General features: G+C 68.4%; 12 protein-coding genes and 1 pseudogene. 6 read left to right on the top strand and 7 right to left on the bottom strand.

Features of this window, described 5'->3' with window-relative positions; all coding sequences use genetic code 11:
- Nucleotides 1-145: 145 nt before the first annotated feature.
- The 5 genes and pseudogenes from H162_RS0114150 to H162_RS0114130 all read right to left on the bottom strand — a co-directional run.
- Nucleotides 146-331: pseudogene (locus H162_RS0114150) on the bottom strand (patatin-like phospholipase family protein); the annotation flags it as partial.
- 135 nt (nucleotides 332-466) lie between these two features.
- Nucleotides 467-1,909, bottom strand: a complete 1,443-nt coding sequence (locus H162_RS0114145; protein ID WP_020654131.1) for an efflux transporter outer membrane subunit — start codon at nucleotides 1,907-1,909, stop codon at nucleotides 467-469.
- Between the two features lies 1 nt (nucleotide 1,910).
- Nucleotides 1,911-5,093, bottom strand: a complete 3,183-nt coding sequence (locus tag H162_RS0114140) for an efflux RND transporter permease subunit (protein WP_020654130.1) — start codon at nucleotides 5,091-5,093, stop codon at nucleotides 1,911-1,913.
- Nucleotides 5,094-5,097: 4 nt separating this feature from the next.
- Nucleotides 5,098-6,321, bottom strand: coding sequence for an efflux RND transporter periplasmic adaptor subunit (locus H162_RS0114135; RefSeq protein WP_026354638.1), 1,224 nt, complete (start codon nucleotides 6,319-6,321; stop codon nucleotides 5,098-5,100).
- 409 nt (nucleotides 6,322-6,730) lie between these two features.
- Nucleotides 6,731-7,249: an RrF2 family transcriptional regulator gene (locus H162_RS0114130; protein WP_026354637.1), complete on the bottom strand. Its 519-nt coding sequence runs from the start codon at nucleotides 7,247-7,249 to the stop codon at nucleotides 6,731-6,733.
- Between the two features lie 646 nt (nucleotides 7,250-7,895).
- On the opposite strand from H162_RS0114130, the gene H162_RS30905 reads away from it, so the two are divergent.
- Nucleotides 7,896-8,987, top strand: coding sequence for a DNA-binding protein (locus H162_RS30905; RefSeq protein WP_020654126.1), 1,092 nt, complete (start codon nucleotides 7,896-7,898; stop codon nucleotides 8,985-8,987).
- 22 nt (nucleotides 8,988-9,009) lie between these two features.
- Here the strand turns inward: H162_RS30905 and H162_RS0114120 are convergent, their stop codons facing one another.
- A complete protein-coding gene (locus H162_RS0114120) occupies nucleotides 9,010-10,206 on the bottom strand; it encodes a tyrosine-type recombinase/integrase (protein ID WP_020654125.1) in 1,197 nt (398 codons plus the stop codon).
- Nucleotides 10,206-10,622 (bottom strand): Cd(II)/Pb(II)-responsive transcriptional regulator, encoded by a 417-nt coding sequence (gene cadR / locus H162_RS0114115; RefSeq protein ID WP_020654124.1) that lies wholly within the window; start codon nucleotides 10,620-10,622, stop codon nucleotides 10,206-10,208. The genes H162_RS0114120 and cadR overlap by 1 nt, the downstream gene beginning before the upstream one ends.
- A gap of 89 nt (nucleotides 10,623-10,711) precedes the next feature.
- Between cadR and H162_RS0114110 the strand changes: the two genes are divergently transcribed.
- From H162_RS0114110 to H162_RS0114090, 5 genes are all read left to right on the top strand, one after another.
- Nucleotides 10,712-12,904, top strand: a complete 2,193-nt coding sequence (locus H162_RS0114110) for a heavy metal translocating P-type ATPase (protein ID WP_020654123.1) — start codon at nucleotides 10,712-10,714, stop codon at nucleotides 12,902-12,904.
- Nucleotides 12,901-13,254, top strand: coding sequence for a DUF2946 family protein (locus tag H162_RS0114105; RefSeq protein ID WP_020654122.1), 354 nt, complete (start codon nucleotides 12,901-12,903; stop codon nucleotides 13,252-13,254). Before H162_RS0114110 ends, H162_RS0114105 begins: the two co-directional genes overlap by 4 nt.
- Nucleotides 13,255-13,347: 93 nt before the next feature.
- Nucleotides 13,348-14,592 carry a TolC family protein gene (locus H162_RS0114100; protein WP_040787401.1) on the top strand — a complete coding sequence of 415 codons (1,245 nt, stop codon included), beginning with the start codon at nucleotides 13,348-13,350 and terminating at the stop codon, nucleotides 14,590-14,592.
- Nucleotides 14,589-15,797 carry an efflux RND transporter periplasmic adaptor subunit gene (locus H162_RS0114095; protein WP_020654120.1) on the top strand — a complete coding sequence of 403 codons (1,209 nt, stop codon included), beginning with the start codon at nucleotides 14,589-14,591 and terminating at the stop codon, nucleotides 15,795-15,797. The genes H162_RS0114100 and H162_RS0114095 overlap by 4 nt, the downstream gene beginning before the upstream one ends.
- 11 nt (nucleotides 15,798-15,808) lie before the next feature.
- Nucleotides 15,809-18,961 carry a CusA/CzcA family heavy metal efflux RND transporter gene (locus H162_RS0114090; protein ID WP_020654119.1) on the top strand — a complete coding sequence of 1,051 codons (3,153 nt, stop codon included), beginning with the start codon at nucleotides 15,809-15,811 and terminating at the stop codon, nucleotides 18,959-18,961.
- The last annotated feature ends 2 nt before the right edge of the window (nucleotides 18,962-18,963 follow it).

Below are 18,963 nucleotides of genomic sequence, written 5' to 3'. Positions count from 1 at the left end.
TCGAACTGAATGTGTATCGACCCGGCCGAAAGTTCGACCGGGTCACCAAAGCCAAACCGCAACGCTATCCAGAACGCCGACTCCGACGTCCGCCATCCCTAACTTAACGGCATTAGACTCTGACCCTAATTGTCTTGGGCGAAATTCAGGAGTCGGTGTGGGTGCCGAAGAATGCCAGGGCGTCGTCGCGGCGGGCGAGGGCGTCCCTGTAGCCAAGCGCGATCAGGTCGCGGGTGTAGCCCGATTCGAACAGCAGGTACGAGGCCAGCGCGCCGCCGGTGCGCGAGAATACCGCCCTGGGCGGCGCTGGCAGCGCGCCGAGGTGTGGGGCCATGGTCGCTCCAGGCTTGCCGCCGCCTGCGCCTCCAGGCAGCCGCCATGAAGATCGCGGCGGACGAACTCCGCGCTGCATGCTGCCGCGCCCCGCATCGCCGGACCGGCGATGCGGGGCGCGGCGTCCGTTCTTCTAGCCGCGCGGAGCGGCGTCCCAGCCGCCGCCCAGGGAGCGGATCAGGGCAACCGTGGTGACGGCATGGTTGCCGCGCAACTGCACCGCGCTGCGCTCGACATTGGCCAGGTTCCGCTGCGCGTCCAGCAGGTCGAGGTAGCTCGAGCGGCCGGCGTCGTACAGCTTCTGGGCCAGGTCGGCGGAACGGCGGGCCGAGGCCAGCGCCTCGTCGACCTGTTCGGCCTGCGCCGACAGGATCCGCAGGCCGGCCAGGTTGTCCTCGACTTCGGAGAACGCGACCAGGACCTTCTGGCGGTATTCGGCCACCGATTCCTCGAGCACCGCCTCGCTGCGCGCGACATTGGCCTTGTTGCGGCCGCCGTCGATCACCGGCAGCGACAGCAGGGCGCCCAGCATCCACGACTTGCTGCTCATCTTGAACACATCCGACAGGGCCCCGCCGACGCCACCGCCGCTGGCGCCGATGCCAATGGCCGGGAACATCGCGGCGCGCGCCACGCCGATGCGGGCGTTGGCGGCTTCCATCGTGCGCTGCGCGGCGGCGATGTCCGGACGGCGTTCCAGCAGGGTCGAGGGCAGCCCGGCCGGAATCACGGGCAGGGTGCTGGAGTCCGCGATGGGCGCGCTCGGCAGGCCGAAACCGGCAGGCGGTTTACCCAGCAGCACGGCCAGGGCGTGTTCGGCCGCAGCGCGCTCGCGCTGCAGTCCGATCGCGTCGGCGCGCCAGCGCGCCAGCTCGGTCCTGGCCCGCGACAGGTCGAACTCGCCGATGTCGCCCAGGTCGAAGCGGCGCTGGTTGACCTTCACGTTCTCTTCCAGCAGGCGGACGGTGTCGTTCAGGGTCACCAGCTCGGCATCCGTGGCGCGCAGGCGGAAATAGGTCTGCGCGACATCGGCCTGCAGCGCCAGCTGCACCGAGCGCAGGTTCGCTTCCGCCGTGGCGGCGTCGTTCCTGGCCGCGCTGACGTTGGCGGCCACCCGGCCGAACAGGTCGACTTCATAGCTGGCGGTCAGCTGCGCCTGGTACGAGGTGGACGCCGGGCCGCCACCCTCGGTGGGCGAGGTGCCGCGCTGGACGCCGGCGCCGAACCCGACCTGCGGGCTGCGATCGGCGCCGGCGATGCCGGCGATGGCGCGGGCCTGCTTGACGCGGGCCGTGGCCACCGCCAGGTTCTGGTTGGCGGCGCCGGCCTCGGCGATCAACCCGGTGAGGGTCGGATCGGCGAAGGCCAGCCACCATTCGCCGCGGGCCTGTTGTTCGGCGGCCCGGGCCTGCTTCCAGCGCGTGCCGTCTGCGGCAAGCTGCACGCCCGGCTGGGTTTCCTTGAAGGCCGCCGGGACCGGCAACTCGGGCTGCTTGAACACCGGCGTCAGGCCGCAGGCGGACAACAGCAGGGCGGCCATCAGCGGCGCGACGCCTTTTGCGATCATGGTCTTCATCTTAATGGGATCCTTCCATTTCCTTGGATTGCGGCAGCGCAGCCGCGGGTTGGCGTTCGAGGCGCTTGGCCAGGGTACGCAGCAGCACATAGAACAGCGGGGTCAGGAACAGGCCGAAGAAGGTCACGCCCAGCATGCCGCTGAACACGGCCACGCCCATCGCCTGGCGCATCTCGGCGCCGGCGCCGTGCGAGAACACCAGCGGCACCACACCCATGATGAAGGCGATCGAGGTCATGATGATCGGACGCAGGCGCAGGCGGCAGGATTCCAGCGCGGCCTGCACGATGGTGCGGCCCTGGTCTTCCAGTTCCTTCGCGAACTCCACGATCAGGATGGCATTCTTGGACGCCAGCCCCACCAGCACGAACAGCGCGATCTGGGTGAAGATGTTGTTGTCGCCCCCCACCAGCTTGACGCCGGCCAGTGCGCACAGGATCGACATCGGCACGATCAGGATCACCGCCAGCGGCAGGGTCCAGCTCTCGTACTGCGCCGCCAGCACCAGGAACACGAGCAGGACGCACAGCGGGAAGACGTAGAACATCGTGTTCCCGGACAGGATGTCCTGGTAGGTCAGGTCGGTCCACTCGTAGGCCATGCCCGCCGGGAGGGTTTCCTTGACGATGCGCTCGATCTCGGCCTGCGCTTCGCCGGACGACACGCCCGGCGCCGGGCCGCCGTTCAGGTCGGCCGCCACGTAGGCGTTATAACGCTGCACGCGGTCCGGACCGTAGCTGTCCGAGATGGTCACCAGCGAGGACAGCGGAATCATCTCGCCCTGGTCGCTGCGCACCTTGATCTGGGCGATCTGGTCGACCTGGGAGCGGAACGGCGCGTCGGCCTGCACCCGCACCTGGAAGGTACGGCCGAACTGGTTGAAGTCGTTGACATACAGGGAGCCGAGATTGACCTGGAGCGCCTGGTTGATTTCCTTCAGGGGCACGCCCAGCTGTTTCGCCTTGTCGCGGTTGATGTCGGCATACAGTTGCGGGACGTTCACCTGGTAGCTCGAGAACACGCCCGACAGCTTCGGGCTCTTGTTGGCCTTCTCCAGGATGGCCTGGGTCGCCTTGTACAGTTCGTCGTAGCCGAGGTTGCCGCGGTCTTCGATCATCATCTTGAAGCCGCCGATGGTGCCCAGGCCGGCCACTGCGGGCGGCGGGAAGGCCATGATGAAGGCGTCGTCGATGGCGCCCATGCGCTTGTTGATCTCGTCGACGACCGCCAGGCCGGTCTCGTTCTCGTCCGGACGCTCTTCGAACGGTTTCAGGACGCTGAACACGATGCCCGAGTTCGACGAATTGGTGAAGCCGTTGATCGAGAAACCGGTGTACGAGGACGAGTGGGCGACGCCCGGGATCTCGATGCCGATGTCGTGCATGCGGTGGATCACGGCGTCGGTGCGGTCGATCGAGGAAGCGTCCGGCAGCTGGGCCATGCCGACGATGTAGCCCTTGTCCTGGGTCGGCACGAAGCCGCCCGGCACCAGCTTGAACATGAAGGCGGCGCACACGGTCAGCAGCGCATACACCGCCAGCGAGGTGCTCTTGCGGCGCAACACGCCCTTGACGCCATTCTCGTAGCGGCTCGAAGCACGGCCGAAGAAGCGGTTGAAGACCCGGAAGAAGCCGCCCAGGTAGCGGTCCATGAAGCGGGTCACGGCATCCCTGGGGGCGTCGTGCGACTGCAGCAGGCTGGCCGACAGGGCCGGGGCGAGGGTCAGCGAGCAGATCGCCGAGATCACGGTGGAGATCGCGATGGTCAGGGCGAACTGCTGGTAGAACTGGCCCGACAGGCCGGGCACGAAGGCGATCGGCACGAACACGGCGCACAGCACCAGGGCGATGGCGACGATCGGGCCGCTCACCTCGCGCATGGCCTGCACGGTGGCTTCGCGCGGCGACAGGCCGTCGTGGATATTCCGTTCGACGTTTTCCACGACCACGATCGCGTCGTCGACCACGATGCCGATCGCCAGCACCAGGCCGAACAGCGAGAGCGTATTGATCGAGAAGCCGAAGGCCAGCATGATGGCGAAGGTGCCGACGATCGACACCGGCACCGCCAGCAGCGGGATGATCGAGGCGCGCCAGGATTGCAGGAACACGATCACCACCAGCACCACCAGGGCGACGGCTTCCAGCAGGGTCTTGATCACGGCGCTGATCGAATCGCGCACGAAGCTGGTCGGGTCGTACACGATCGCGTACTCGAGACCCGGCGGGAAGTCCTTCCCGAGTTCTTCCATCTTGGCGCGCACGTCGGTCGACAGCTGCAGCGCGTTCGCGTTCGGCGACTCGAAGATGCCCAGGGCCAGGGCGTTCTTGTTGTCGATGGTCGAGCGCAGGTCGTAGGCGTTGGCGCCCAGTTCGATACGGGCGACGTCGCGCAGGCGGGTCAGGGCGCCGTCCTCGTTGGTGCGGACGCTGATGTTGCCGAAGTCTTCCGGGGTCTTCAGGCGGCCCTGGGTATTCACGGTCAGCTGGAACTGGCTTTCCTTGCTCGGGGCGGCGCCGACGATGCCGGCCGCCACCTGGACGTTCTGCTCGCGGATCGCCGCGACCACGTCGCCGGCGGTCAGGCCGCGCTGCGCCACCTTCTGCGGATCGAGCCAGACGCGCATGGCGTAGTCGCCCGAACCCCAGAGGGCGACCTCGCCCATGCCGGGAATGCGGGCCAGCTGGTCCTTGACGCGGATGACGCCATAGTTGCGCAGGTACTGCTCGTCGAAGCGGCCGTCGGGCGAGCGCAGGTGCACCACCATGGTCAGGTTCGGCGAGGACTTCACGGTCGTCACGCCGAGCTGGCGCACCTCGTCCGGCAGGCGCGGGATGGCGCGCTGGACCCGGTTCTGCACGTCCGTTTCGGCCTGCTTGACGTCGGTGCCGAGGGCGAACGAGATCGTCAGGGTCAGGGTGCCGTCGGCCGTGTTCTGGGACGACATGTAGAGCATGCCGTCGACGCCGTTGATCTGTTCCTCGAGCGGCGAGGCGACGGTTTCGGCGATCACCTTCGGATCGGCGCCCGGATACTGGGCGCGCACGACGACCGACGGCGGCACCACGTTCGGATACTCGGAGATCGGCAGCGCGAAGATCGAGATCAGGCCGGCGACGACGATGATGATCGACAGGACGCCGGCGAAGATCGGCTTGTCGACGAAGTAACGGGAAAAGTTCATGGATTTACTCCTTGGCGCCCGCGCCGCCGGCGTCGGCGACGACCGCCTTTGCCTTCGGTTTGCCGGTATCGTGCTGCATGCCGACGATGGTGGCCTTGACGGCGCCGCCCGGACGCACGCGCTGCAGGCCGCTGGTGATGATCCGTTCGCCCGGCTTCAGGCCGTCGGTGACGATCCGCAGGCCGCCCGACAGCGCACCGAGCTTGACCTCGCGGTGCTCGGTCTTGCCGTCGGCGCCTACCACGATGACGAACTTGCGGCTCTGGTCGGTGCCGATCGCCCGGTCCGTGATCAGGATGGACTGGCGCCCGGCCTGCTCGCCGTCGCCGCCGCTGACCTGGACGCGCGCGAACATGCCGGGCGCCAGGGTGTGGTCCGCGTTCGCGAAGACGGCGCGCATGCGCACGCTGCCGGTGCCGGTGTCCAGGCTGTTGTCGACGAATTCGAGCCTGCCTTCGTGCGGGAAGCCGGTTTCGCTGGCCAGGCCGACCTTGACGCCGACCGGCTTGCCTTGCTGGGCCGCCCTGGCGACGCGCAGGTAGGTGGCTTCATCGCCCTCGAAGGTGGCGTAGATGCGGTCGGTCGACACGACCGAGGTCAGCAGGGCAGAGGCATCCACCAGGTTGCCGAGCGTGATCTCTTCCTTCGAGACGCGGCCGTCGATCGGCGCCTTGACGCGGGTGTATTCCAGGTTCAGCTGGGCGGTATCCAGCAGGGCGCGGGCGGCGCGCGCGTTGGCCTCGAGTTCCCGGAGTCCCGAAGCCTTCTCGTCGTATTCGCGCTGGGCGATCGCCTTGTCCTTCAGCAGCAGTTCGGCGCGGGTGAGTTCGATTTTGGCCAGGTCGGCCTTGGCGCGGGCGGCGGCGGCGGCGGCCTCGGCGCGGTCGACTTCGGCCTGGTAGGGGCGCGGATCGATCACGAACAGCACATCGCCTTTCCTGACCGTGACGCCGGGCCTGAAGTTGATCGCCGTGATGTAGCCGCTGACACGCGAGCGGATCTCGACGCGGTCGATGGCTTCCATGCGGCCCGAGAATTCCTGGGTGTCCACCACCCGCCGTTCGACCACGACGGACGCGGTGACGGGCGTGGCGGATGCGGCGGGCGGCGCCGGGGAGTCGGCATTGCCGGGAGCGCAGCCGCCCAGGGCGAGCATTACGGCGCTCGCCAGGGCGAGTGCGGCAGTCCGGGGGCGTGGTTCGTACCAGTGTCGTTGATGGGTGTTCATGGTCTCTCTCGTAGATGAGTAGCGTTGGATCGATGCAAATCGTTCCCCTTTCGGAATGAAGGCGGAACGAGAAACTGCGATGTGGGCCCGCGTGATCGCTACTGCTGCCTGGCTACGCGGGTGCGTACCTGGGGCTGTGATCGTGGAGTGGATTGTAGGATTTGCCTTGCGCCGGCCGGGGAGCCAATCGGGCCGAAAAACGCTAGTCCACCTGCATGAATGGACGCTTGCGTAGTTGGCACGACGCGCGAGTGCACATGACCCGCCCGGCATGAAAGGCGGGGAACAGGCAGGGGCCGTCAGGCCAGCATGGGGCGGACGGCCGGGGTGCTACGAGGAGTGGCGGTGGGTCGTTCGACAAGAGGCCGGTGCCGGCCTCCCGGAGAAGCGGAGGAAGAGGGTGGGTGCCTCAGGCGCCGCGCGCGGGGCCGCGGCCATCGAGCCAGCGGATCACGGTGGCGGGATAACTGGCCGGCGCCTTCTCGGTGGTCCTGGCGGCGAGATCGGCGAGGGTCCAGAGTGCCAGTTCCTCCCTCATGCGCTGCTGCGCCGAGAGCATGACCGAGTGGATCGAGCAGACGCCCCGCGATGACCAGGCGGGCGGGTTCTCGGGATCGAAGATGGCGCAGCGGGAGCGGATCTCGCGGCAATCGAACAGGGACTTCTGGCCGTCGATCGCATCGACGATGTCGAGGACGGTGATGTCGGCGGCCGGCCTGGCGAGGGCGAAGCCGCCGCGCGCGCCTTCGGATGCGACGAGCAAGCCGGCCTTCGCCAGCTTGGTGAACAGCTTGGCAAGGAATTCGTGCGGCACGCCCTGCAGTTCCGCCAGGTCGCGTACGCTCGCTTCGCGCCGTTGATTGAAGGTCGGCGTCAAATACAGGAGGCAGTGTATCCCGTACTCGACACCTGCGCTGATGTGGCTCAAGGGTGCACTCCGATTAGATTTGTCGCAGTATTGTAGAAGCTTCGCGGCGCGCGCACAAGGCCCGTACCGGCTGACTTGTCCTGCAGTCAGGCCTCCGCCTTCTGTTGTGGGCTGGCCTCGTCTGCGTAGTTTTACCTATTGCCTCGCGGTAGCATCGGTCTATACTTGACTCCGATTGGTTAAGTCGTAGTTGGTCGTCGGCGCAGGCGACCGGCACCGCATGACGCATGGCCCATGGCGTCGGCAGGGAGGCGAGGCTTTGCCAGTCCATTCGAATCCGGTTGGAGAGATCACCATGAGACTGAAGCTCGTTACGACATGCGTTCTGGGGTATGTGCTGTTGCTGACAGCGTGGATCTGCTACGCCGCGACGGCGGGCAGCCTGTGACGCCTCCCCCTGGTTGAGGCCACGGTCGACGGCATGTCGGCCTGTAAGACGGTTTGCGGCGCGGCAGGCGGCTAACACCCGCCTGCCCAGCCTCTCCACTCCCCTCCATCTCCCCTGAACCCCCGAGCGACAGCAAGCGGCCCGGCCGCATCGATTTTTCCGACATTATAGAAGTAATGTCAGAAGTATGGATAGCGCAGTTGATAACGATACGTATTACGTAGTAATATTGAAGATGTCGATCAATCGGAATCAATAATGTCGGAAATCGAGGATCAATCCCAACTGTTGGCTGATGTCGAGAGCCTCCGGCAGCAATATCCGCGCACCCAGGACCTGTATCGGGAGGTGTGCGTCCTGCTGTTCTTCCGCTACGGCGTCACCCCGACCACCAACAAGCTGTACCAGCTGGTCCGCAAGGGAAGCATGTCGGCGCCGACGGAGGCATTGGGCCAGTTCTGGCAAACCTTGCGCCAGCGTTCCCGGGTGAGCGTCGAGCATGCGGATCTGCCGGACGAGCTGAAGACCAGTGCGGGAGACATGCTCGCCGGCCTGTGGAAGACAGCGCAGGCCGCCGCCCTCGATGCGCTTGCGCAGTTCAGGGCGGAAGCCGAGGCGGCCGTCGACGCCGCCAGGGCGGCGGAGGCGCAGGCTGCCGCTGCGCATGCCGAGACGACCAGTGCGCTGGAGCGGACACGGGAACAGCTGGCGGCGGCCGCGGCGGCGGCGGACCAGCTGCGCCAGGACCTGGCGGGCGCCAGGGCGGAAAGCGCCGCGGTGGAACGCCAGTTGGCGCAGAGCCGGGCCGATGCGGCGGCCGGGCAGCGGCGGATGGACGACGAACGCCATGCGCACAGGGCCGAACTGGAAAAGCTCGCCGAGCGCATGCGCCTGGCGGAGGAGCGTTTCGCCGACATGGAGAAGCGGGCGCTGGTCGAGATCGACCGCGAGCGGACGATCGCGGCGAAGCTGCAGAAATCGCTCGACGGCGAACGGGCGGCCCATGCCGCCGCCCTCGAACGGCTGCGCACGGAGGCTAATGACGCCCAGTTGACGATCGCACGCCTGAACGAACGGATCGGCGCCATGCAGGGCGCGGCCGCGGCATCCGCGGATGAGCTGGCCCGTGCGAATGAACGGCTGGGCGAAGCCCGCGGCCGACTCGAGGCCGCGATCGCCCAGGCGGCGACCGAGTCGGCCCGGGCCGCACATCTGCAGGAGGAGTTGGCCCGCCTGCGCGACAAACCGGAAGCAGCGCCGGCAGCGAAGACAGCGGACAGCCCGGGCAGCGCCACTCCCGGCGCCAGGGCCGCCCGCAAGGCCCCCGTGCGCACGAAGCCGAAAGGCTGACCTCCTTGCCCGTCCCGGTTGGCTACCAGTTCGCGCGGTGCTTGCTCTCCGTCTCGGCGTGGCGCGCATCGTCCGACGCGTGCAGGTAGGTGTTGGTGGTGCTGATCGACTCGTGGCCGAGGTTGTCGCGCACGTGGCGCAGGTCCAGGTCATGATTGGCCATGTGCGAACCGGCCGTATGCCGCAGCCAGTGCGCGGACGCCTGCAGGATGCGCGCCGCTTCGTGCTGGTGCTCCGGCCCCTTGAGGCGCACCCGCTCGGCCGTCATCTCGAAGACGCCCTTGATGATGTCGTGGATCCCACCCCGGCTGAGCGGCCGTGGCCGCCCGCCGATCGGCAGCAGGAGCGGCGTCGATTCCCCGGACACCGGGAGCGCCGGGTAGCTGAGTGTGCGCCGGTAGTTCCCCAGCTCTTCCATCAGTTCACTCGTCGCGGGAACGATGCGGACCTTGTTGCCCTTCCCGAGGACTTCGAGCCACCAGCGCTCGTTGCCGGCCTGGTCGCGCCGGCAGAAGAAGTGTCCCATGCTGTTGGCGGCGATCTCGGAGATCCGCAGGCCGCAGATATAGCACAGGGTGATCAGCCAGCGCAGCCGGTAGTAATGCTCCCGTTCGCGCGACGTCTCGCGCGGCAGCGCGTTGATGGCCGCCTTCACTTCCAGCCACGGCCCCTCCTCGAGATAGCGCACGATGCGCGGCGCCGGGCGGCGCTTGCGCTGGCGCGACAGCGACAGGGGATTCCCGGCGAGATAGCCGGCGTTGACGAGCCAGGAAAACATCGAATTCAGGATGACCGAGGCCTGGCGCTGGCTCGATGCCGACAGGGGGCCTGCGAATGGGCGCCACCTGGCGTCGCCCCGCGGGTGCTTGCGTCCCCCGTCCGACATCCAGCGTTCCGGAGGACAGGGCGCCGCGAGGAAGGCCAGGTAGGCGAGCCAGTCCTCGTGCGTCAGCGAGGACAGCGGCTTCCCGAGCTGCCAGACGGACCACAACAGCAGGCGTTCGGCCTCCTTGCGATAGGCGTCGAAGGTCGCCCGCCGGTCCGCGAAATTCGTCAGCCAGGCGCGGATCGCCTCGACGTCGGTATCGGCCCCGATCTGGCGCGGGACATCCCATTCGCGGTTGCTGCCGCGCGAGCCGTCCAGTTCGCGCGGCACGGCCAGCAATTCCAGCGGCGCCACCTGGCGCACTGCATTCACGACGACGACAGGCGATTGCATCAGCCATCTCCATGGCAATTGCGCGCGTCCTTGCCGAGCGCCTGCAGGATCGCACAGGAACTGGCGGCGTCGGTGACGACGCAGCGGCTCCTGAGCTCCCTGAGCTGGGTTTCGAGCGCCGACAGCGCCGCGATGCGCTCGGCCACGTCGCCGATGTGCCGGTCGAGCAGGTCGTTGACGCCGAGGCAGTCCTGCTCGGGATGGTCGCGAAAGTCGAGCAGGACCCGGATCTCGTCCAGGGTCATGTCCAGCGCCCGGCAATGGCGAATGAACTGCAGGCGCTCGCCGTGGCGCTGGTGGTAGCTACGGTAGTTGTTCGACGAGCGCTCGGGCGGCATCAGCAGGCCGACCCGTTCGTAGTACCGGATCGTCTCCACGGGGCAGCCGGAACGCTCGGCCAGTTCGCCTATCTTCATGGTTCGGTGTGTTCGCTTGACGCTTGCTTGACCCTGTACCCGCTACAGGGTTTTAAATGCGAACTATACACGTTTAATGAGGACCGGCGATGTCGGACTGTCAGGCCAAATCCTGTTGCGCGCCATCCGCGCCCGTCGAGCCGGATGCGCTTGCCGTCGCCGGCGCGGCCGGCGCCGGTTCCGTGTTTCGGATCGAGAACATGGACTGCCCGACCGAGGAGGCGCTGATCCGCACCAGGCTGGCGAACCTGCCCCAGGTGACGCAGCTCGGGTTCAACCTGGTCCAGCGCCGCCTGAGCGTCACGCATACGGGACCGGCGGACGCGATCCAGGACGCCTTGCAGTCGATCGGGATGCACGCCGTCCCGGTCGCGGCCGCGGCCGGTGCGCCGGCGCCGCCGGCCGGGCGCCAGTGGAAACAGGCGCGGCTCGTGCTTGGCCTCGGCGCGGCCGTGGGCACGGAAATCCTGGCCTGGACCAGCGGCAGCGAGCATGCCTGGCCGGTGATCCTGCTGGCGCTGCTGGCGATCGGGAGCACTGGCCTGGGGGTGTACCGGAAAGGCTGGATCGCGCTCCGGAACCGCAATCTCAACATCAACGCCCTGATGGCGACCGCCGTCACCGGCGCCGTCCTGATCGGTCAATGGCCGGAAGCTGCGATGGTGATGGCCTTGTTCGCGATCGCCGAGTTGATCGAGGCGCGCTCGCTCGACCGCGCCAGGAATGCGATCCAGGGCCTGATGGCATTGGCGCCCGATACGGCGACCGTACGCCGGGACGATGGCGGCTGGGTGGAAACGGATGCCGCCACGGTCACGGTTGGCGCCCTCGCACGGGTCGGTCCCGGCCAGCGGATCGCCCTGGACGGGGTAGTCACAGCGGGCCAGTCCTTCGTCAACCAGGCGCCGATCACCGGCGAAAGCATGCCGGTCCCCACGGCCATCGGGCACAAGGTGTTTGCCGGCGCCGTCAACGAGAACGGCTCCTTCGAGTACCGCGTCACCGCGGGCCACGACGACTCGACGCTGTCGCGCATCATCCGGGCGGTCGAGGAGGCGCAGGGCAGCCGCGCCCCGACCCAGCGCTTCGTCGACCGTTTCTCCAGTGTGTACACGCCGATCGTGTTCGCCATCGCCCTGGTGGTGGCGCTGCTGCCGCCGCTGGCCCTGGGCGCCGCCTGGATGCCATGGATCTACAAGGCCCTGGTGCTGCTGGTGATCGCCTGTCCCTGCGCCCTGGTCATCTCGACGCCGGTCACGGTGGTCAGCGCCCTGGCCGCCGCGGCGAAGGCCGGCATCCTGGTCAAGGGCGGCGTCTACCTCGAGCTGGGCGCGAGGCTGCGCGCGCTCGCCCTGGACAAGACCGGCACGCTCACGCATGGCAGGCCGGTGGTGACGGATGCCCTGGCGCTGGGCGGCGAGGCCGGGGCATCGCTACGGCTTGCGGCCTCGCTCGCCGACCGCTCCGACCATCCGGTATCGGGCGCGATCAGCCGCTACTGGAAGGAGCAGGAGCGCACGCCGCCCCTTGCGGCGGTGGACGGGTTCGAGGCGCTCGCCGGACGCGGCGCCAGCGGGCGCATCGACGGCAAGCGCTACTGGCTCGGCAACGGGCGCCTGCTCGGGGAACTGGGCATCGCCGGCCCGGACGTCGCCGCAACCCTCTCCCGGCTGGAGGGCGAGGGCAAGAGCGCGGTGTTCCTGTGCGAGGAAGCAAAGCCCCTGCTGGTCTTCGGCGTGGCCGACACCATCCGTGCGAGCAGCCGCGAAGCCATCGCCCAGCTTCACGAGCTGGGCGTGCGCACCGTCATGCTGAGCGGCGACAACGCGGTGACGGCCAGCGCCATCGCCCGCCAGGCCGGCATCGACGACGCCCGAGGCAGCCTCCTGCCGGAGGACAAGCTGGCGGCGGTGGAGGACGAGCGCGCCCGGTCCGGCATCGTCGGCATGGTCGGCGACGGCATCAACGATGCGCCGGCCCTGGCGAAAGCCGACATCGGCTTTGCGATGGGCGCCGCCGGCACCGATACGGCGATCGAGACCGCCGACGTGGCCCTGATGGACGACGACCTGCGCAAGCTCCCGCAGTTCATCCGCCTGAGCCGCCGGACCGCCGCGATCCTCAGGCAGAACATCGCCATCGCCCTGGTGATCAAGGCAACGTTCCTGGTCCTGGCGCTGGCCGGATCGGCTACACTATGGATGGCCGTGTTCGCGGACATGGGCGCAAGCCTGCTCGTGATCTTCAACGGCTTGCGCCTGCTGCGTCGAGAATCCCGATGAAACGCTACTTTTTGATCTTCCTGCTGGCGCTGTTGCCGCTTCAGTTTTCCTGGGCGGCCGCGGGAGCCTATTGCGCGCACGAAGAAGGCGCGGCGGCCCGCCATGTCGGCCACCACGTGCACAAGCACGAGGAGACCGGAAAAACCGACAGGGAAGCGTCGCACAAGGTCCCGGCCCAGGCCGACGCCGACTGCGACTACTGCCACCACGCCTCGGCGAGCGCGATCTGCGCCGCCGCGCAGGCGCCGGCGACGCCCCAGCCTTCCGCGCACCTGCGTCGCGAGACCCTGCGCTACATCTCCCACATCCCCGACCTGGTTCCCCGGCCCGACAGGCAGGCGCTCGCCTGAGCCGGCGCGACAATCACGGTCCGACGGGCATGCGCTTGCCGCGTGGTTCGTCCCGGTGTCGCCGCCGAATAGCCATCCTGTTCGGAGCACGTCATGAAAAAACGCATGTTGCCGCTGATGTTCGCGGCGATTTCCTCGATGTCTGGCGCCGTCCTGGCGCAGGCCGCGCTGACCCCGGGCGCCGCGGTCGAACGCGCGCTGCGGCTGCATCCCGAGATCCGCGCCGCCGGGCATGAACTGGCGGCCCAGGACGGCGCGCTGACCCAGGCCGGCGCCTTGCCGAACCCGGAGCTCGAGCTGCTGCGCGAGGGGAAGGACGGCCCGAACCGCAGCTCGACCGTTCAACTCAGCATTCCGCTCGAACTGGGCGGCAAGCGATCGGCACGGGTGCACGCCGCCCGGCGCGGGCAGGAAGTCGCCGCGCTGGAGCTGGACGCCATCCGCGCGCGTATCCGGGCCGAGACCCTGGCGGCCTTCCACGAGCTGGTCGCCGCCCGCGAGCGCAGCCGGCTGGCCGGAGAGCTGGCCGCGCTGGCGCGCCAGGCGACGGGCGCCGCCGGCAAGCGTGTCGTGGCGGGCAAGGCCTCGCCGGTCGAGGAAACCCGTGCCCGGGTGGCCGAAGCCGGGTTTCGCATCGACGCGCTGCAGGCGGACCGGGAACTGGAGCGCGCCCGGATCCGCCTGGCTGCGCTGGCCGGGGGCGACCCGCAGCGGATCGAGGTGATCGACCTGGGCGCGCTCGAGCCGCCAGGCCTGGTTCCCCTGCCCACGCTGCTGGCACGGCTGGAGCAGGCTCCGGGCTTGCGGCGCGCACGCGCGCAGCTGGGGCAGCGCGAGGCGCTCGTCGAGGTCGAGCGGGCGCGCCGGATTCCGGATGTGAATGTCGTCCTCGGCACGAAGCGCGAGGACGAGCGCAGGCAGGCCGTGGTCGGCCTGTCGGTCCCGCTGCCGCTGTTCAACCGCAACCAGGGCGGCCTGCTGGAATCGCTGCGCCGCAGCGACAAGGCGCGCGACGAAGTCCAGGCGGAGGATGTGCGCCTGCGTGCCGAGCTGTCGGATGCGCATGCGCGCCTGGCCGCGGCGCTCCGGGAAACGGACCTGATCCGGACCGATATCCTGCCCGGCGCCGAGAGCGCCTACCGGGCGACCAGCCGCGGATTCGAGCTCGGGAAGTTCAGCTTCCTGGAGGTGCTCGACGCCCAGCGCACGTTGTTCCAGTCGAAGAACCAATACCTGCTGGCGATTGCGGAGAGCCACCGCGCCTCGGCCGAGATCGAGCGGATCATCGGCGGCGCCACCCCGCAAGTCGACCAGGGCCAGCATCAGGAGCAAGAATGAAGCCGCAACAACTGAAGGTCATCGCCGTCATGGGAGCCCTGGCGCTCGGATTCGCCGGGTTCGTCGTCCTGCAGGACCGCGACGGCGGCGCGCAGACGCACGAACAGGGCGAGGCCGCCGCGCAGCACGGGGAAAAGGAGCACGAGGATGGCGACGGGCACGGGCATGCGGACGATGGCGTCGTCCGCTTCAGCGACGACCAGGTGAGGATCGCCGGCATCGCGCTGCAGACCGCGGCCGCCGCGCACCTGGACACCTTCATCCGCATGCCGGGGCAGATCGCACTGAACGAGGACCGCACGGCCCACGTGACCCCGCGCGCGCCCGGGGCCGTCGAGGCGGTCGAGGCCAACCTGGGCCAGGCGGTCAGGAAAGGCGCGATCCTGGCGGTGATTGCCAGCGGCGAGATCGCCGACCGGCGGGCCGAGCTGGCGGCCGCCGACAAGCGCGCGGCGTATGCACGCGGCGTGTACGCGTCGGAAAAGACCCTGTGGCAGGAACGGATCTCGGCGCGCCAGGATTACCTGAAGGCCGAGCAGGAACTGCGCGAAGCCGAGATCGCGGTGCAGAACGCCCGCCAGAAGCTGCAGGCGCTCGGCGCCCATGCCGGGTCCTCCGGCCCGACCAACCGCTTGCAGGTGCGCGCGCCGTTCGGCGGCACCGTGGTCGAGAAGCACGTGGCCCTGGGCGAGGTGGTCGGCGCCGACACCCGCATCTTCACGGTATCCGACCTGTCGACGGTCTGGGCCGACGTGGTGGTGCCGGCCAAGGACCTGGAGATCGTGCGGGTCGGCACCGAGGCCGTCATCCGCTCCGTCGCCTCGAACACGACCGCGCCAGGGAAAGTGAGCTTTGTCAGCGCCCTGATCGGCGAAGCCTCGCGCTCCGCCAGGGCGCGGGTGGTCCTGGACAATCCGGAACAGGCCTGGCGCCCCGGCCTGTTCGTCAACGTCGACATCGTCACCGGATCGGCCAGGGTCCAGGTGGCGGTCGCGCAGGAGGCGCTGCAGACGGTCGAAGGCCGCCAGGTGGTCTATAAGCGGGTGAACAGCGGGTTCGTGGCCCAGCCGGTGACGACCGGCCGTTTGGACGGACGGCTGGTCGAGATCGTCGCCGGCATCAAGGCCGGCGAGCAGGTGGCGGGCGCGGGCAGCTTCGCCATCAAGGCGGAGCAGGCCAAGGGCGCTGCCGAGCACGGACATTGAACGGAGAGCCCATGTTCAATCGGATCATCCGCGCCTCCATCGCGCACCGCTGGCTGGTCATGTTCTTCGTGTTCATCATGGCGGCGGCAGGCGTATACAACTACCAGCGGCTGCCCATCGACGCCGTCCCGGACGTCACCAATGTCCAGGTGCAGATCAACACCGCCGCCCCCGGCTACTCGCCGCTCGAGACCGAGCAGCGCATCACCTTCCCGATCGAGTCGCTGATGTCGGGCCTGCCCCGCCTGGAGTCCTTCCGGTCGCTCTCGCGCTACGGCCTGTCCCAGGTGACCGTCGTCTTCAAGGACGGCACCGACATCCATTTCGCCCGCCAGCTGGTCAGCCAGCGCCTGCAGGACGCGCGCGAGCAGTTGCCGGCGGGGGCCGTGCCCACCATGGGGCCGATCGCCACGGGGCTGAGCGAGATCTACCTCTGGACCGTGGAGACCGTGCCCGGCGCCACGAAGCCCGACGGCACGCCCTATACGCCGACCGACCTGCGCGAGATCCAGGACTGGATCATCAAGCCGCAGCTGCGCAATGTGGCGGGCGTCACGGAGATCAATTCCATCGGCGGCTACGACAAGGAATTCCTGGTCGCGCCGAATCCGAACATCCTGTCCTCGTATGGACTGAGCCTGGCCGATGTCGTGGCGGCGCTGGAGAAGAACAACAGCAACGTCGGCGCCGGCTATATCGAACGGGCAGGGGAGCAGTACCTGATCCGCGCCCCGGGCCAGGTGGGCTCGATGGCCGACATCGGCAACATCGTGGTCTCCAGCATCGGCGGCGCGCCGGTGCGCATCCAGGACGTGGCCGAGGTGTCGATCGGCCGCGAGCTGCGCACCGGCGCCGCCACCGAGAACGGCCAGGAAGTCGTGCTGGGCACCGTCTTCATGCTGATCGGCGAGAACAGCCGCACGGTGTCGACCGCGGTCGACCGCAAGATGGCCGAGATCAACCGCAGCCTGCCGGCCGGCGTCAAGGCCGTCACGGTCTACGACCGTACCGTGCTGGTAGAACGGGCGATCAGGACGGTCAGGAACAACCTGCTGGAAGGCGCGGTGCTGGTGATCGGCGTGCTGTTCCTGTTCCTCGGGAATATCCGGGCGGCGCTGCTGACCGCGATGGTCATTCCGCTGTCCATGCTGTTCACCTTCTCCGGCATGGTGGCCAACAACGTCAGCGCCAACCTGCTCAGCCTCGGGGCGCTCGACTTCGGGATCATCGTCGACGGCGCCGTCGTGATCGTCGAGAACTGCGTGCGGCGCCTGGCGCATGCCCAGGCCGCGCGGGGACGTCCGCTGACGATGCAGGAGCGCTTCGACGAAGTCTTCCTCGCCGCCCAGGAAGCGCGCCGGCCGCTCCTCTTCGGCCAGCTGATCATCATGATCGTCTACCTGCCGATCTTCGTGCTCACCGGGATCGAGGGCAAGATGTTCCATCCGATGGCGTTCACGGTCGTGATCGCCCTGCTGGGCGCGATGATCCTGTCGGTCAGCTTCGTGCCCGCCGGCGTCGCCCTGTTCATGGGGAAGAGCGTCGCCGAGAAGGAGAGCCGCCTGATGCAGGGCGCAAAGCGCCATTACGAACCCTGCCTGCGCTATGTGATGGCGAACCGGCCCGTGGCGCTGGCCTTCGCCGGCATCATGATCGCGCTCTCGACCTTGCTGGCCACCCGGCTGGGCGCCGAGTTCGTGCCCAACCTGAACGAAGGCGATTTCGCGGTGCTGACGGTACGGATACCGGGAACCAGCCTGACCCAGTCGGTCAGGATGCAGCAGCAGATCGAGACCACCCTGATGAACAGGTTCCCGGAGATCGCCCGGGTGTTCGCCCGCACCGGCACGGCGGAAATCGCCTCCGACCCGATGCCGCCCAGCGTATCGGACGGCTACATCATGCTCAAGCCGGAAAGCGCGTGGCCCAGGCCGAAGAAGACGCGCGACCAGCTGCTGGCCGCCATCCGGACAACCGTCGACACGCTGCCGGGCAACAGCCATGAGTTCAGCCAGCCGATCCAGCTCAGGGTGAACGAACTGATCTCGGGCGTGCGCAGCGATGTCGCGGTCAAGGTGTTCGGCGACGATCTCGACATCCTGAACGCCACCGCCGCCCGCATCGGGAGCGTGCTGGAACAGGTGCCGGGGGCGAGCGAAGTCACCGTGGAGCAGACCACCGGGCTGCCGATGCTGCAGATCCGGGTCGACCGGGAACGGGCCGCCCGCATGGGCCTGAACATCGCCGAGGTGCAGGATCTGATCTCGACGGCGACGGCGGGACGCGAGGCGGGCACGCTGTTCCAGGGCGACCGGCGCTTCGACATCGTGGTGCGCCTGCCGGAAGCGGTGCGCAGCGATATCGACGCCCTGCGGCGGCTGCCGGTTCCGCTGCCCGCAGGCGACGCCGCTGCGGGCACGGACCAGCCGCGCCACTTCATCACGCTGGGCGAGATCGCGAGCTTCGACACCGCGCCCGGCCCGAACCAGATGAGCCGGGAGCAGGGCAAGCGCCGGGTCGTGGTGACGGCCAACGTGCGCGGCCGCGATATCGGCTCCTTCGTCGAGGAAGCCGAACGCCGCATCCACGCCGGGGTCAAGGTGCCGGTCGGCTACTGGACGACCTGGGGCGGGCAGTTCGAGAACCTGCAGGCGGCGGCCAAGCGCCTGCAGCTCGTCGTGCCGGCCTCGCTGCTGCTGGTGTTCGCGCTGCTGTTCGTGGTGTTCAACAACGTCAAGGATGGGCTGCTGGTGTTCACCGGCATTCCCTTCGCCCTGACCGGCGGGATCTTCGCCCTGTGGCTGCGCGGGATACCGATGTCGATCTCCGCCGCCGTGGGCTTCATCGCGCTGTCGGGGGTGGCCGTGCTGAACGGGCTGGTGATGCTGTCGTTCATCCGCAGCCTGCGCGAGGGCGGCATGCCGCTGGCCGAGGCGGTGCACGAGGGCGCCCTGACCCGGCTGCGGCCGGTCCTCATGACGGCGCTGGTGGCCTCGCTCGGCTTCCTGCCGATGGCGATCGCCACCGGGACCGGCGCCGAAGTGCAGCGGCCGCTGGCGACCGTCGTCATCGGCGGGGTGCTGTCGTCGACGGTGCTGACGCTCCTGCTGCTGCCCCTGATGTACTACATGGCGCACGGGAAGGAAGATCGGGTTGGCGGATGAGC

It is taken from the genome of Massilia niastensis DSM 21313 (assembly GCF_000382345.1).
GTDB lineage: Bacteria > Pseudomonadota > Gammaproteobacteria > Burkholderiales > Burkholderiaceae_D > Telluria > Telluria niastensis.
The sequence above is the reverse complement of the archived record's forward strand: the minus strand, read 5'-3'. Positions and strand labels throughout refer to the sequence as shown.

What these genes read in the sequence shown, in the direction of transcription:
- H162_RS0114135 (WP_026354638.1), bottom strand. Translation starts at nt 6,321, where the DNA reads ATGAACACCCATCAACGACACTGGTACGAACCACGCCCCCGGACTGCC.
- cadR (WP_020654124.1), bottom strand. Translation starts at nt 10,622, where the DNA reads ATGAAGATAGGCGAACTGGCCGAGCGTTCCGGCTGCCCCGTGGAGACG.
- H162_RS30905 (WP_020654126.1), top strand. Translation starts at nt 7,896, where the DNA reads ATGTCGGAAATCGAGGATCAATCCCAACTGTTGGCTGATGTCGAGAGC.
- H162_RS0114110 (WP_020654123.1), top strand. Translation starts at nt 10,712, where the DNA reads ATGTCGGACTGTCAGGCCAAATCCTGTTGCGCGCCATCCGCGCCCGTC.
- H162_RS0114105 (WP_020654122.1), top strand. Translation starts at nt 12,901, where the DNA reads ATGAAACGCTACTTTTTGATCTTCCTGCTGGCGCTGTTGCCGCTTCAG.
- H162_RS0114145 (WP_020654131.1), bottom strand. Translation starts at nt 1,909, where the DNA reads ATGAAGACCATGATCGCAAAAGGCGTCGCGCCGCTGATGGCCGCCCTG.
- H162_RS0114090 (WP_020654119.1), top strand. Translation starts at nt 15,809, where the DNA reads ATGTTCAATCGGATCATCCGCGCCTCCATCGCGCACCGCTGGCTGGTC.
- H162_RS0114120 (WP_020654125.1), bottom strand. Translation starts at nt 10,206, where the DNA reads ATGCAATCGCCTGTCGTCGTCGTGAATGCAGTGCGCCAGGTGGCGCCG.
- H162_RS0114100 (WP_040787401.1), top strand. Translation starts at nt 13,348, where the DNA reads ATGAAAAAACGCATGTTGCCGCTGATGTTCGCGGCGATTTCCTCGATG.
- H162_RS0114095 (WP_020654120.1), top strand. Translation starts at nt 14,589, where the DNA reads ATGAAGCCGCAACAACTGAAGGTCATCGCCGTCATGGGAGCCCTGGCG.
- H162_RS0114140 (WP_020654130.1), bottom strand. Translation starts at nt 5,093, where the DNA reads ATGAACTTTTCCCGTTACTTCGTCGACAAGCCGATCTTCGCCGGCGTC.